At 41.1% G+C, this 14140-nt stretch carries 11 protein-coding genes, 2 tRNA genes and 1 pseudogene; 4 read left to right on the forward strand and 10 right to left on the reverse strand.

Features of this window, described 5'->3' with window-relative positions:
* The first annotated feature begins 3 nt into the window (after positions 1 to 3).
* Positions 4 to 423: a hypothetical protein gene (locus L2672_RS04020; protein WP_248994545.1), complete on the forward strand. Its 420-nt coding sequence runs from the start codon at positions 4 to 6 to the stop codon at positions 421 to 423.
* 26 nt (positions 424 to 449) lie between these two features.
* Here the strand turns inward: L2672_RS04020 and L2672_RS17410 are convergent.
* From L2672_RS17410 to L2672_RS04040, 4 genes and pseudogenes are all read right to left on the reverse strand, one after another.
* Positions 450 to 767 (reverse strand): annotated as a pseudogene (locus L2672_RS17410) (IS66 family transposase).
* A gap of 207 nt (positions 768 to 974) precedes the next feature.
* The gene (locus L2672_RS04030; protein WP_248994546.1) at positions 975 to 1604 is read right to left on the reverse strand and encodes a peroxiredoxin-like family protein; all 630 of its coding nucleotides are present in this window, start codon (positions 1602 to 1604) and stop codon (positions 975 to 977) included.
* A gap of 151 nt (positions 1605 to 1755) precedes the next feature.
* Positions 1756 to 2343, reverse strand: coding sequence for a YceI family protein (locus L2672_RS04035; RefSeq protein WP_248994547.1), 588 nt, complete (start codon positions 2341 to 2343; stop codon positions 1756 to 1758).
* 14 nt (positions 2344 to 2357) lie between these two features.
* On the reverse strand, positions 2358 to 2948 hold the full coding sequence (locus tag L2672_RS04040; RefSeq protein ID WP_248994548.1) for a cytochrome b: 591 nt from the start codon (positions 2946 to 2948) through the stop codon (positions 2358 to 2360).
* 369 nt (positions 2949 to 3317) lie between these two features.
* On the opposite strand from L2672_RS04040, the gene L2672_RS04045 reads away from it, so the two are divergent.
* Both L2672_RS04045 and L2672_RS04050 read left to right on the forward strand, forming a co-directional pair.
* Positions 3318 to 3393 (forward strand) — tRNA-Phe (locus tag L2672_RS04045).
* Between the two features lie 6 nt (positions 3394 to 3399).
* Positions 3400 to 3475 (forward strand) — tRNA-Thr (locus L2672_RS04050).
* A 226-nt stretch (positions 3476 to 3701) separates the two neighbouring features.
* On the opposite strand, the gene nagP is transcribed toward L2672_RS04050, so the two are convergent.
* The 6 genes from nagP to L2672_RS04080 all read right to left on the reverse strand — a co-directional run bounded on the left by nagP (position 3702) and on the right by L2672_RS04080 (position 12581).
* The gene (gene nagP / locus L2672_RS04055) at positions 3702 to 5000 is read right to left on the reverse strand and encodes an N-acetylglucosamine MFS transporter NagP (protein ID WP_248994549.1); all 1299 of its coding nucleotides are present in this window, start codon (positions 4998 to 5000) and stop codon (positions 3702 to 3704) included.
* Positions 5001 to 5196: 196 nt separating this feature from the next.
* The gene (nagX, locus tag L2672_RS04060) at positions 5197 to 6354 is read right to left on the reverse strand and encodes a transmembrane glucosamine N-acetyltransferase NagX (protein ID WP_248994550.1); all 1158 of its coding nucleotides are present in this window, start codon (positions 6352 to 6354) and stop codon (positions 5197 to 5199) included.
* A 56-nt stretch (positions 6355 to 6410) separates the two neighbouring features.
* Positions 6411 to 7580, reverse strand: coding sequence for an N-acetylglucosamine-6-phosphate deacetylase (nagA, locus tag L2672_RS04065; RefSeq protein ID WP_248994551.1), 1170 nt, complete (start codon positions 7578 to 7580; stop codon positions 6411 to 6413).
* A 49-nt stretch (positions 7581 to 7629) separates the two neighbouring features.
* Positions 7630 to 8631 carry a glucosamine-6-phosphate deaminase NagB-II gene (gene nagB-II / locus L2672_RS04070; RefSeq protein WP_248994552.1) on the reverse strand — a complete coding sequence of 334 codons (1002 nt, stop codon included), beginning with the start codon at positions 8629 to 8631 and terminating at the stop codon, positions 7630 to 7632.
* Positions 8632 to 8718: 87 nt separating this feature from the next.
* Positions 8719 to 9624 carry an N-acetylglucosamine kinase gene (nagK, locus tag L2672_RS04075; RefSeq protein ID WP_248994553.1) on the reverse strand — a complete coding sequence of 302 codons (906 nt, stop codon included), beginning with the start codon at positions 9622 to 9624 and terminating at the stop codon, positions 8719 to 8721.
* A gap of 266 nt (positions 9625 to 9890) precedes the next feature.
* Complete coding sequence (locus L2672_RS04080) at positions 9891 to 12581, reverse strand: family 20 glycosylhydrolase (RefSeq protein WP_248994554.1); 2691 nt, start codon at positions 12579 to 12581, stop codon at positions 9891 to 9893.
* Positions 12582 to 13240: 659 nt separating this feature from the next.
* Here L2672_RS04080 and L2672_RS04085 point away from each other — a divergent pair.
* Positions 13241 to 14095, forward strand: coding sequence for a sulfite exporter TauE/SafE family protein (locus L2672_RS04085; protein WP_248994555.1), 855 nt, complete (start codon positions 13241 to 13243; stop codon positions 14093 to 14095).
* Positions 14096 to 14140 lie beyond the last annotated feature (45 nt).

Below are 14140 nucleotides of genomic sequence, written 5' to 3' on the forward strand. Positions count from 1 at the left end.
GCAATGAACGATTCATCAAAGAGTATATTTGAACAAGTTCTAGAAATCAGATGCAATACAGGTATTAATACTCCTGCATATCTTTTGCAGTGGATAAGCAACTCCTCAAAATCTAAATGTGTTCAGGTATTTAATGATCCCTTTGGTAGACCAAATGGATATATTATCTGGGCCAATATTAATAAAGAAACAATGAAACAAGTTCAGAGGGAACGAAAATTCCCGTGTTATCCCTATGAGTGGCAAGAAGGTCATAACAAACTTATTTTAGAAGTATTGTTCTCCAACGGATTTAACTCTTTCAACGTAAGAAGTTTTAAAAACTTTTTAAAAATGCAAAAATCTTTCTGCTATGTCAAAAAAAATTTATTTAAAGTGTGGATTAAAAAAGATAAAAAGTACTATCCTGTGAATATAGAATAAGCGTCCAGCTAACGGCACCTAGCCATTTACCTTTGCTTGATATTCCACGGCAGTAAAGACTCAACGTCACTTGGGTTATCCGTCAAGCCTTGCAGGCAATTAGCGAGACACTCATGCACGACTAGGTCGCTGGCCTTTGCGGTTTCGATGAGACTGTAAAGGATTGCGCTGGCACGAGCGCCTCGTGGCATATTTGAAAATAGCCAAGCCTTACGACCTATCACAAAGGGCTTTATCGCCCGTTCAGTTCAGTTGTTGTCGTTATTTAATCGGCCATCATTTAAGTAACGTCTGAACTTTTCAAATTGATTCAGCGTAAAAACAATGGCTTTACCCAATGCCATTTTCGGGGGGGGTATCTTGATGCTGTAATAGTCATTTATAAAGTTTATCGATGATAATTGTAGATTTTTGCTGCCTTATGGCATATTTGTCGTAAGCACTGTTACATTTGATTGATTCAACATAAAACAGCGTAAATTGAGTAAAAAAACCGCAAAAAAATGGCACAAAATAGCTTTGTGCCAAACTGGAGTGGAAGTGAAAAGCGTTTATTTAACTAACTGTGCAGCAGAAATAATCAACTCTGGAGCAGGACGAACTTTGTAGTTAGGGTTAGCGTACATAAATTGAATTAACCCATCAGTATCACTGATATAAATTGCTGGTACGGGTAATACTAATCTTTCTTCGCCAGAAGACATTTTAAATAAGGTATTCGACACCCCTAGCTTTGCTTGATACATAGAGGTGACTTTTTCACTGGTATAAAACGCTAATCCAAACGCTTGCCCAGCTTGCATGTGTTCATCTGACAGTAATAGATAATTCAGTTCATTTTTGGTCATTGAAGCTGCTAGTTTTTCTGGCGAATCAGGTGAAATACCCACTAACTGGTAGCCCATTTCAATCAGCTTAGGTTCAATAGCCTGAAGTTGGCCCATTTGTACATTACAAAACGGACACCAGCCTCCACGATAAAAGAACAGGATTGTTTTTTGCTTAGCGACTAATTCTTGCAAATTAACCGCATCACCTTTGACAGTTTTTAAGGTTACATCGGGGATTTGATGACCATTTAATAACGGGCTAATGTTGTTTTCATCTATAGCAATAGGTTTAGCAACACTGATAACACTCAAAAAGCTTAAACTGGCGGCAATAACAATACTTTTAAACATAAGGGTTCCTGAAATAAATTGACGATACAGATACAAGACCCTTGGTAATGAGAAATAATTTCAGCAATTTAAATAATATTCACACTCTTGTTAAAGTGGCTACCTGACATCGGTATTCCAATGTCAGGCTAACCTTATCAGCATGGTTCAGTTATTGTTTTATGCCTTCAACCACTAATTCAAGCTCAACATTAGCTGAAGCCGGACCTAAGTCCATGTTTACGCCATAATCTTTCATTTTAAATTCAGTCGTGCCGGTAAAGCCTGCACGGTACCCTCCCCAAGGGTCCTCTCCCTCTCCGACTATTTCGGCATCAATAGCTAACGGCTTAGTCACACCATTAAAAGTAAAATCACCATTCAACACAAACTTACCATTGCCTAAATCGTTTATAGAGGTAGATTTAAAACTAGCTTGAGGAAATTTAGCCACATTTAAAAAATCTTCCCCACGTAAGTGTTTATCACGTTCAGCATGATTTGAATCAACACTGGCGGTTTGAATAGTCACATTAACCTTACCCTGCTCTAGTTTGTCAGCATCAAAACTAAATTCACCAGAAAAGTCATTAAAGCGCCCCATGACAAAGCTGTAACCCAGGTGGCTGACCTTAAATTGTATAAAGGCATGTGCGCCTTGAGTATCAATCACATAATCAGCGGCATGAGTATCAGCGCTATAAAACGCAGGAGCCAACATTGCTGCGCTCAAAGCTGAAGCTAACAATAACTTTTTCATATTAATCTATCCTTTTAATTAATGGTTGAGTCATGCTTATTTGCAGCACTAGGGCTGCTTTTGTTAAGACTTAACATACGCGTTAAGGTGTTATCTTTATCAATAAAATGGTGTTTAAGTGCCCCTAAAGCATGTAAAACCACCAAAGCAATAAGAACGTAAGCCGCATATTGATGGAAGCTCCCTGCAAGGTCAGCTTGGTTATCAAATAATTCACCTAAGCTAGGCACCATAAACCAATCGAAAAACGCAATACCTCGCCCGTCGGCTGTGGATATTAGGTATCCAGAAATCATGATCAACACCAACAATAAATACAATAAACGGTGTGCAACGTGCGCTAATTGGGTTTCCCACAAGCGATGAGAAGCTAACGTCTGTGGCTTAATTGAAATCGAACGCCACAATAATCGACACAAGATAAGCACGAATAACAGTAAGCCAACACTTTTATGAATATCTGGCGCTGTTTTATACCAACTGCTGTAATACGTTAAGTCCACCATCCAAAAGCCCAAAGCAAACATTCCTATGACCGCAATGGCTGACACCCAGTGCATTGCGATTGCAATCAATCCATAACCCGTGTTGGTGTTTTTTAACATAGCTCGGCTTTTCCTTACGTTATTTAATGAAAACCAGTTTACTTACTATTTTATGAAATTAAATTAGCAAAATTCGGCAAAACCTTTCTATTTTTTAGAATAATAAGTATTTCTCCCAAATATAAGAATGTTTACGGCCTCATGAAACTTCAATCATCACTATTTAAACGGCCTTCAATGGAGTAAATGCCTCCTATTGACTCAAAAAGCCATCACCTTGACCACAATATGAGCGAACAATAAAAAAGTTTAAAAAACTACTTGCACGATAAAAACCATCCCTATATTATGTGCGCACTCCAGACGAGACAGGCCTTAAAGCATAAGGTTATTGAGTCTGAAGTAGATGATTAAACGCTTAGTTTAATTGCCCGAATAGCTCAGTCGGTAGAGCAGAGGATTGAAAATCCTCGTGTCCCTGGTTCGATTCCGGGTTCGGGCACCACAATTCGCCGGCATAGCTCAGTTGGTAGAGCAACTGACTTGTAATCAGTAGGTCCCGAGTTCGACTCTTGGTGCCGGCACCAATAAAACAAAAAAGCCACTCAATGAGTGGCTTTTTTGTATCTTTTGTTTCAATAGCCCAGCTACACCTAAACGCTGATAGACTTCATTCATATTGACGCCACAAGCATTTAATCTACAAGCATTAAACCAACTTTCATTTAAGCTATAGAAATGAACAACAGGCAAAAAAAGAGAGCCATTAGGCTCTCTTAATCGTTATAGCGTTAATATCAACACTACCAAATATTACTTCCAACTTTTCATCTTATAGCCTTTGACAGCGTAGAATAAGATAAACAAGTAACAAGGGAACATCACCATATAACCACCTTGCATACCTAATGATGTTGCAGAGCTGGTTAAACCCCAGAATAATGGACCAAATGCGCCCCCTGCAATACCCATAATTAATAATGCAGAACCCGTACTGGTTAATTTACCCATTCCAGATAAAGCCAACGGCCACACAGCAGGCCAAACAATTGCATTGGCCAATCCTAAAATAGCAATCATTAGTAATGTATCTGGCAATTGCGCGCCACCAAATGGCACCAACAATAAATTAGCAATAACATAAGAATCAGTATTACCAAATACAATGCCTGCCGTAAGCAATAAACCAAGAATAGCACTGAGCATTAATGCATTTGGTTGAGAAATAAAGCGCGGAATACAAATGATACCTAAAGTGTAACCTAACACCATACATAGCATGGTATATGAAGTCATAACCCCATAATTTTCAACGCCTAACGTTAATGCAAACGTACCTATTGTATCACCGGCAATTACTTCTACCGCAACATATACAAACAACGCTACCACGCCTAAAGCTAAGTTTGGATGAGCCAAAGCTTGTTTAATTTGTCCTTTTTCAGAGTCATCTTCACTTTGTTCTTTTTCAAGTTCAGGTAAAGGTGACTTTTTAACCGCAATCGCCAAAATACCAATAAATATTGCCATGCCTAAATAAGGATAAATGAGGCTATTGGCCATTTCATCAATTTGAATTTGGGTTAACTCGGTGCCGACTCGGTCTTTAAAGCTGTCTAAAATAAGTGCCGTAAATACCATTGGAGCGATCACACCAGCGCCTTTATTTAGAATCCCCATAACACTCACTCGAGCGGCGGCTGACTCTTCAGGGCCTAAGCGAACAACATAAGGGTTAACAGCGGTTTGCAGTAAGGTTTGCCCTGTACCCATGACAAGTTGCGCCAATAAAAACAATACAAAGATTTGTGTTTGCGCCGCAGGAATAAATAACAGTCCAGCAAGCATCATGGTTCCCATACCTAATGCCATACCATTTTTATAGCCGACTTTGCGAATAACCCAAGCTGATGGCAACGCGGTAAAGGTAACCGCAATATAAAAAGAAAATAGAATCAGTGAAGCCTGAAATGGGCTAAGTTGTAGAATTTGCTTAAGGTATGGCATTAAAGAGCCATTCAACCATGTCGCAAAACCGAGTATGAAAAACAGTATGGCGACAATAGCCATCGGCACAAAACTGCTTTTAGGTTGATCTTTCGTTGCTGTCATTTCCATAAACCTGCTCGTTATTTTAGTCATTTATCATTATTGTCTTAGCGGTTTTACTTAGCCTTAAAGCCATTGAGTGCAATAAACCAAGCTAGTTTGATAGTAAAACATTATCAATGTTAAGACAACGCTGTCATTTATAATTAAAGGTTACAACTTGTCGCTAGTTAAACTCGAGTAAAAATCTTGTCGCTTATTAAATACGAATAAAAATATTACGCTTAAACATCCACCACAACACAAGCCATTGCACAGTAATAAAGCCGATCACCGTCATTAACGGCTGGCTTTCAGCAGGAAACACATTAATCACCCCACCAAAAAGACTTTGAGTAATGTATTGCCAGTTAATTACACTACTTCCAAGATAAACGATAATGGCATTGGTACCAATCACCACAAACACAAAGGACCACTTCTGCCATTTCAGTACATCAATGATGGCATAAAATAAAGCCAGAAAAAGTAAACTCCACCCAGAGGTCACTAATACAAAGCTGGGGGTCCAAAGATCTTTATTAACCGGTATGACGAGATTGACTAACCAGCCCAACGCCAAAAGAAATATTCCTGAACACAACATAATAGCCACTTTCGCCCAATCGCCTTTGGAGTGAGGACGGACAATAAACTGGCCCACAAAAACACCTATTAATGCGTTTAGCACTGCAGGCACTGTCGACAACACCCCTTCAGGGTCTAGTGGTCTATGTTGATAAGCAATACCTGGGCGAAGTAAGCCATCAATATAAGCATTAATCCCGCCTTCCATGGTAAATATTCCAGCTTGCCCACCGGGAAACGGCATGAAACAGAGTATGAGTCCATAGCCAATCAATATGGCTACAGCAGTGAAAACTTGGGTTGTTAAAGAGGTATGCCATACTAGTAACGCAGCAAAAAACCACGCAAAACCAATTCGTGCTAACACACTAGAAAAGCGAATTTGCTCAGGTTCTAAGGGAACACCAGTCCCCCAGCCATGGTTATATAACACCCCTAATACGATGAGTAGGAATAAACGTTTAACGGCATGGTTATAAAGTGGCTTACGAGACTCAAAAGGCAACTTATCAAGCCGCTTAGGAGATAAGCCTAACGCCACACCAGATAAGAAAATAAACAGCGGGAAAATCAAATCATAAAAAGTAAAGCCATGCCACTGACTATGTAGCATCTGTTGTTCAGCCACTTGCCAACCGGTCCAACCCGTCAGTAAAAACAGCGCGGCGAATAAGCCTTCGCCACCAATAATCCAAAACATATCAAATCCTCTGAGCGCATCAAGGGACATTAGTCTAGGTTTAGCGGCTTTAGTTTGCTCAGCAGGTTTTGGATTGCTTGTCGTGGTCATGGTCGATTCCAATAAGGGGCAATACTGAATTGCCCCATCAATATTGCATGGGCTGATTAATTAGCAAAAACAACTCTGCCATTAATAAAGGTCTGACTGACTTGGTTATTTTGATCAAGTAATACAAAATCAGCTTTGTAACCCGCTTGAATGTAGCCTATTGGAGCGATATGGCTATTTTTCTGGTCTATACCTAAAAATTGCGCAGGGTATAACGAGCCCATGCGAATCGCTTCATCATGTCCCATACCAAGCATACTTACGGTATTATTCACCGCCCCCACCATATCAAGCACACAACCTGCCAACTCCCCTGACGGAGCATTCAGTCGGTCACCTTGCCTAACCACTTGGGTACCAAACAATTCAAAGCTAGCATTTTCGCTCATACCAACGGGTGGCATGGCATCGGTGACCAACATCACTTTGCCACGAGGCTTAGCATTAATGGCTATTTTAGCTGCGGCACTATGCACATGGTGGCCGTCAACAATTAGGCCACACCAAGCTTGCTGGTTTTCTAGTGCTGCGCCAACCATACCCGGCTCTCGCGAACCTAAAGCTGACATAGCATTAAATAAATGAGTAAAGCCGGTTGCCCCGGCATCAAGTGCCGCGACCACGGTTTCGTAATCAGCATTTGAATGACCTAAGCAGACATGAACTCCGGCATTAACGAGGGTTTTAATTACCTCAGTTGACACGTTTTCAGGCGCGAGTGTGACCACTTTAATCCCTAGATCTTGGCGACTAAAAATGGCAAGTTCTTCCTCAGAAATTTGACGAATAAACTGTTTTGGATGCACCCCTTTTTTAGGAACGCTTAAATGCGGGCCTTCAAAGTGAACCCCTAATACGCCGGCTTTATTTTGACTAATAGCCTGTGCAACCGCATCTGCTGCCTGAGCCATCACACTGACATCATCAGTAATAAGCGTAGGTAAAAAGCCTGTAGTACCGTAACGAGCATGTGCGCGGCCAATGGTTTCAATACATTCAACACTTGGGTCAGCATTAAATAATGCTCCACCGCCGCCATTAACTTGAACATCAACAAATCCTGGCGTTAACGTGCCGGTGAGTCGAGTGATTTGATTGGGTTCGACATCGGTTAATGCCTCGGCACTATCCACAGAGGTAACACAACCAGACTCTACTGTTACGGCCATATTTTGATGAAAAGCTTCACCATCAAATAGTTGGTCAACAATCAGGATTTGTTTCATATTATTCTCGTTATTTTTGTTTTATTAACACTATGACGAATAGTCAATATTACAGTGTTTGAGTCACTTTTTTCAGACCCGCAGGTTGATCAGGGTTAATACCTCGAGCAATGGCCACTGCAGCAACGTCAATATAAAAACGTTGTAATAAAGCTAACGGAGCCACTCTAGGGTGAATACTGTCACTGGTTTGATTCAAGTGAACTAAATCAGCACCACGCTGAGTCACATTTTCGATTTGCTCTACATGGCTTGCATAAGACTCATCATTGACACATACATCAACAATAGACAGTTTCTTTTCAACTAATGTCACAGGGCCGTGTAAAAACTCTGCGCTACTAAACGCTTCAGCGTGAATTGAGCAAACTTCTTTCATTTTAAGCGCAATTTCTTTAGACACGGCATAACCTAAGCCACGTCCCAAAACTACCAGGTTTTTCACATCATTTAATGACTCAGCAGTAAGCTGTGGCTCAGCATCAACCGCGGTTTGTAATGCTTGCGGTAAAGTGTCGATAGCCGTTGCTAATTCAGGGTTTTGAGTCCATTTAGCAGCCACTTGTAATATTGCTGATAAGGTTGCCAAATAGCTTTTAGTCGCTGCAACCGCTTTTTCTTCGCCAGCGCGTAATGGCACAACCACATCAACGATATCTTTAATAGGTGCGGTTTCATCATTGACTAATGCCACACAAAAAGCGCCAGCATTTTTAGCCATTCTGGCTTGTGCAAGAATGTCAGGGCTACGGCCAGATTGTGAAATCACAATCACTAAACCGCCTTCTAATTGCAGGGTTTTACCGTATATGCTGGCAACAGATGGTGCGGCTGCAAAGGTAGGAATACCCGCTTCAATTTCAAATAAGTATTTAGCAAATACACCTGCATGATCCGACGAGCCACGGCCCACAATCATCACAAACTTAGGTTTAAATTCACGAAGTTTCTCACCCAGTTGAGTGGTGATTTGTTCATTATCCGCCAGCTGCTGTGCAATTTTTTGAGGTGCTGTGCGTGCTTCTTGTTCCATGATGGTATTGGTAGTCATAGTAAACCTTTATAAAAATTGGGATGCTGTAATTTGCTGTCGCTTAATATCATTTGGCGCCTCAATGGGGGGGAGCGCCTATTGAAGTTAACCGGCAATTGCAGCATTAAATTGCTTTTGGGCATACAAACACGCACCAAACTCTGGTGGTGAAAGTGATGGTGATACTTTGCTTGCTACATCCTCGTCTAACCAAGGAAGTAGCGGTTCAGCCAAGCCGCCAATCATTGAGAATCGGCTTGGATTAATTTCGAATAACTTTCTTGCTAATGCACTGATGTATTCAGCGCCTTCAGTCACGATTGCGATGGCTACGGCATCGCCTTCGTTAGCACTCGCTAACACATAACGGGCAAGTTGAGCATAAATACTGGAAGATTTTCCGGCTAGGTTGTCGACAATACCCATGGCATTATCAACATTGAAATGGCTGAGTAATTTGTCTGTAAGGCTTGTTGAGCTGGCAAAACCATCTAAAGATAGCAACACATGCTCAGCGGCTTTCAAGCCTAACCATGCTCCGCTACCTTTATCACCTAGTGCGAAACCATGGCCGCCTAAACTGATAGAGTGCTCGCCCACATGAGAATAACCACAAGAACCGGTACCAGTAATGATAACCGCGCCATCCTCACCATTGTGCGCACCAATACAAGCTGTGTGCAGGTCAGTAGTAAGATACATAGCTTTAAATGGGTGTTGCCACTGAGCAATTTGTTGATAAAAATGGCCAACATTAACACCCGCTAGCCCTAAACCGGCTACCAGTTCATTACAGGTTTCTATAGGTAAACCAGCATCTTTAAGAGCCAGTTCAGTCGATTGCTGTATAGATTGAAAAGTCTGCTCTAATCCATGTAACGGATTTGCACGCCCAGCCACACCAGTACCTAACGGTTTTAAAGCTTGATTGTATATAGTTGCACGACATTTGCTGCCGCCACCGTCGATGCCAATATAAAGCTGTGTGTTACTAAGCTGATTCTCACCCATTACTTTTCCTTAGTATTCTGATTAAGGCTGCTATTTTTCTGATTTTACTGCCAGCCTTGAATAAGTTAAGACCATGTTACACCTAAAATGACAGCGTTGTCATTTATTTTTTTAAGTAAAAAATGACATTTTTCCGCGCCAACACCGCGCGCCTTAAAAAACAATTGGTTACAGTAAAAGCCTGTCTATTTTCAATTGCATTTGAAACAAAAAAGTCGCCAATATAACCATATTGACGACTTTATTGACTCACAAAAGAGTCACATTTAATTCACAATCTGAGTGCGACCTTTACGTTTTCCGTCTGGCGAAATAGCTCTAACTTCAACAGGTGCAGATACTTTTACCGGTTCAGCATACGCCTGCCACTGTTTCCCCTGTTCTTTATACTCCAACGCAAGACCAGGAAAAGCCACATTCATTTCTAGTAAGCCATTATTGATAACCGCTCCGACTGTTGGAATACGGTATTCAATACCCGCTTTCTCAAGTTTAGCTAACTCTTTTTGGCCTAAGTGATTGGCCATTTTTTGCCAATCTTTAGCTTGTTGTGCTCGCATTGACTCAGTAAAGAAGCCACTGTGCTGATTGTAAACCTGCCCTTCATATTGATAAGGCACTTCCCAAGAGGGCTTATGCCATGCTCGTTCTGCAAGCATTAATAAACGGGGGTAAATCATATATTCAGCGGTTTGATCGCTTCTTACCGTTTCACTCCATAATTGGCCTTGAATACCCGCAACCGCTTTACCTTGTTGAATCGGGCCTGAAATCAGTTTGCCATTTTCATCAACTACTTTACGGTCGTCAGCTTCAAAAGGGTTTCCTTCAATATCTTGCCACTGTTCAGCATTAGCCGGTAAGTTATCGGTCATAAAGCTAAACACTTTTTGACTATTCGTCGCTCGAGAAGCCCAGTAGTAACCATGTTCTTTAGGATCGGCTTCATAAGGGAAGTCAAAGTAAAGCACTTCAGGATTTGATAACACCGTAGCCCAACCATGATTGACTTGCTGATGAGCACGTTGATGACCTTTATGGGCGATAACATCCCAAATATTACTCTGTGAATTACCCGGCATTTTAGCCACATTGGTATGGCTCATACCGTCACTCCAACCACCTGGCTGAATTCCTTTGTCGGCTAACATGTTTGCCACCCGCTCAATAAAGTAAGCGCCCACTTGTTTTATATCGGTAATGCCATATTCATTGTCAGCAATAAACGCTTCACAAATTGGCGACTCTAACCAAGCGCCTGCAGTTTCATCTGCTCCAATATGATAAGTCGTTAAAGGCTGCCCCGCTTTCTCATGCAGTTTTGCTATTTCTGAAACCACTTTATCAACAAAATGGTAGGTAGACTCCATACACACGTTTAGGGTGTTGTCATCGTAATATTGCACCGAAGAGTAAACCGTGGTGTCTTGCGCATCGGTTAACAAAAACTCTTTAGCGGCGGTTTCATTACCTTGCGCCATTAAGTTCTTATAACGCACATCCATAGCCTTAATAGCAGCTCTTGAATGCCCTGGCATATCCATTGACGGTATGACTTGAATTTGACGAGCATCTGCATATTGAACCAGCTCAACATAGTCCGCCATACTATAAAAACCGTTGACAGGAGTATCGCTATTCGGGCCACTGCCTAATTGCGGTAAAATACAACGCGTTTCACTAAAATCATGACAACGCTTACTGCCCACATCCGTTAACTCAGGTAAGCCATCAATTTCTAAACGCCAACCTTCGTCATCGCCCATATGCAAATGCAACTTATTGAGTTTATAAGCCGCCATTTGATCAATTAAATCGAGCATAAATTGCTTACTGTGGAAATTACGAGAAACATCAACGTGCATACCACGGTATTGGTATCTTGGGCTGTCTTCAATTTGCATGGTCGACACGGTTAAATCATTTAAGCTAAGTAAAGACGTTAACGATGCAATACCATAACTAAATCCACTAGCCTCATGTGCAGTAATGCTAATTGCATCATTGGCAATGGTTAGCTGATAACTCCCCGCTTCAGAGTCTGTTGTTTTATCAGCCTTACTAAAACGAACCTTAACCCCTGCCTCATTTTCAGTCACTCCTAAACGCGCTAAACGTGCCACGGCTGCTTCAATGGCTTGGTATTCAATACCGGCATCTAGTAAGCTTTGTTTGTCTAGTGACACCCCATTGGCTAAAGACACCTTTTTAGGATTATCAGCTAAAGTTTGGGTTTTAGGTGTAGGTAATAAACTGTAAGAAACAACCGTTTCATCTACAGCAACTGCAGAGTTCTGCTTAAACAATACCTCTGGTTTGGCCCAAACAAGTTTGTCTTGTTCTGTGCGTTGATACTGCCTTTTGGCATCAACAAACTCTTCAACATAAGGGCGAACTTCCATGCCGGTTTCAGGGTCAACCTGCACCATTGTACTGGCAATAATTTGTGGTTGAAGCTCTTGGCCTTGTGCATCTTTAGCGACGATATAATAATTTGGCATGCCGTCAACTTCAGACAACAACCATGACTCACCTCTAAAGCGAACCGTTTTTGTTTCACCGGCTTTAAAACCGGTAAAGTTATTATTTGGCGTGAGTCGGTGTAAATCACCTTTAACTCTCTCGATATTAAATTGGTCATTTAAAACCGCTTTAACTGGTCGCATTTGACTGAAGTAAATTTCCCAATCAGCTAAAGCCAAATCTGTTGAACTGGTTAGATCTATTTCAACAATAAAACAACGTTCGTCCGCTTTTGCATCCTCAGCACAAGCTTCCTCAGGTATATTTGTTACTATGCGATATTTAACATCAAGCTGACTTGCAAAATCATTCAGCTGGCTTTGTTGCCATGCCACCGCTGCTTCAACAGGGTCTGGTGATTGAGTATTAGATTGAGAACATGCTGCCAAACTGAGTGACATCATGATGGCACTGAGAGCCCAAGTCGTTTTCATAGTATCCTCGATATATCTCGTTGTTATTATTTTTCGATGGTTCAGTTATTTATGCTTTAACAATAACACCTTAGCGTCATTAATCTGTTCGCATATCACACTGAAAAATCGATTATTTATTAATGGTTAACCTAACGTGGTTACATTAAGTTAATCTGAATTTGGCTAGCCTTCCCAGCGTGTACACCTATTTTGAAGCAAAAAAAAAGCTGGGACATAAATCTGTTAAGACATGTACCCAGCCTATACTCGTTTCTGGGGAGAGACTAAAAGTATATTAAAAGGATTATGATTCTTCGCCCGACCGAGAAATCATAATCAAACATGAATTGGAGACCTCTTCCTCATCATGTGACCTTAAATAACAACGTACACCACAAGCAAATGACAACGCTGTCATTTGCTAAGTTACCTAAAAAACCTAAGAATATCTACATCTTTTTTACACTTTTTTATTAATTCAAGATTAACAAATGATTTAAATGATAATAAACAAGGAGTTAACAACAAAACACCCTCAGCAATCGCCCCACAAAATATTAACAACAGCTCATGACAACAAGGCCAACCACTGTTACGATTAGCCCATATAATAATAAAATGCAGCTAGTTTATTTATGCTTCTAAAACGATTTTTTCTATCTAACCCATTGTTCACAATGACCTTGTGTCTTTTGCTATTATTATGGGGAGCCTGGGCTTGGCAAGCTGATAATTTACAGCAACTTCTTTTAAGCCATAGTGGTTTCACTTTATTAGGGATTACAGGCGCTATTTTTGCCAATGCCACGGGAGCAGGAGGCGGCGTTATCTTTATCCCTGCCTTTACTGCGTTGTCATTTAGTGAAGGGGAAGCCATTCATACCTCTTTTTTAATTCAGTGTTTTGGCATGACCGCTGGGGCATTAACATGGGCGTATCATTATTTTACTCATCACAAGGGCCATTCTTGGCAAGGATTTGCGCCATTTAGTATTGTTGCTTCAATCACTTCAATTTTAGGTTTATGGGCCAGTGAATTCTTCGCCTTGGCTGCGCCAATTTCTCTTCATTTAAGCTTCAGCATATTCTCTATAACCCTTGGCGCTATTATTATTTACAATACAAGAAAATCAGCCTTGCTGACTCAAAAGGAGCCCTTTCAACAACATGGCGTAGTCGACTGTATGGTGTTGTGTTTTCTTGGGTTTGTTGGCGGCATTATCACCGCATGGTTGTCTGTCGGTGTGGGCGAGATTATTGTGATTTATTTAATGTTACGAGGCTATTGCGCCAAACTTTCTATTGCTACAGGCGTGGTGGTAAGTGCGATTACTGTTTGGGCTGCAACCCCACTAACACTTGGTGAGGGTTCAATGGCCAATTTTGAGGTATTATTATTTGCAGGGCCTGGGGCAGCTATTGGCGGGTTGATCGCTAAGCGAATTGCGTTATTTTTCTCAGTGGTAAAACTGAAACTTTTTTTCGCAGCATGGATAATGTTAACCGGTTTTGTGATGTTATTTGTGGCATAAAAAATGGCGCTTAATGCGCCATTTTCAAAACGTGTCATTGGCTGA

Origin of the sequence: Shewanella gaetbuli, from assembly GCF_023284065.1 — a bacterium.
GTDB classification, from domain to species: Bacteria; Pseudomonadota; Gammaproteobacteria; order Enterobacterales; family Shewanellaceae; genus Shewanella; species Shewanella gaetbuli.

What these genes read in the sequence shown, in the direction of transcription:
- L2672_RS04085 (WP_248994555.1), top strand. Translation starts at nt 13,241, where the DNA reads ATGACCTTGTGTCTTTTGCTATTATTATGGGGAGCCTGGGCTTGGCAA.
- nagX (WP_248994550.1), bottom strand. Translation starts at nt 6,354, where the DNA reads ATGACCACGACAAGCAATCCAAAACCTGCTGAGCAAACTAAAGCCGCT.
- L2672_RS04030 (WP_248994546.1), bottom strand. Translation starts at nt 1,604, where the DNA reads ATGTTTAAAAGTATTGTTATTGCCGCCAGTTTAAGCTTTTTGAGTGTT.
- L2672_RS04080 (WP_248994554.1), bottom strand. Translation starts at nt 12,581, where the DNA reads ATGAAAACGACTTGGGCTCTCAGTGCCATCATGATGTCACTCAGTTTG.
- L2672_RS04040 (WP_248994548.1), bottom strand. Translation starts at nt 2,948, where the DNA reads ATGTTAAAAAACACCAACACGGGTTATGGATTGATTGCAATCGCAATG.
- nagB-II (WP_248994552.1), bottom strand. Translation starts at nt 8,631, where the DNA reads ATGACTACCAATACCATCATGGAACAAGAAGCACGCACAGCACCTCAA.
- nagP (WP_248994549.1), bottom strand. Translation starts at nt 5,000, where the DNA reads ATGACAGCAACGAAAGATCAACCTAAAAGCAGTTTTGTGCCGATGGCT.
- L2672_RS04020 (WP_248994545.1), top strand. Translation starts at nt 4, where the DNA reads ATGAACGATTCATCAAAGAGTATATTTGAACAAGTTCTAGAAATCAGA.
- L2672_RS04035 (WP_248994547.1), bottom strand. Translation starts at nt 2,343, where the DNA reads ATGAAAAAGTTATTGTTAGCTTCAGCTTTGAGCGCAGCAATGTTGGCT.
- nagK (WP_248994553.1), bottom strand. Translation starts at nt 9,624, where the DNA reads ATGGGTGAGAATCAGCTTAGTAACACACAGCTTTATATTGGCATCGAC.
- nagA (WP_248994551.1), bottom strand. Translation starts at nt 7,580, where the DNA reads ATGAAACAAATCCTGATTGTTGACCAACTATTTGATGGTGAAGCTTTT.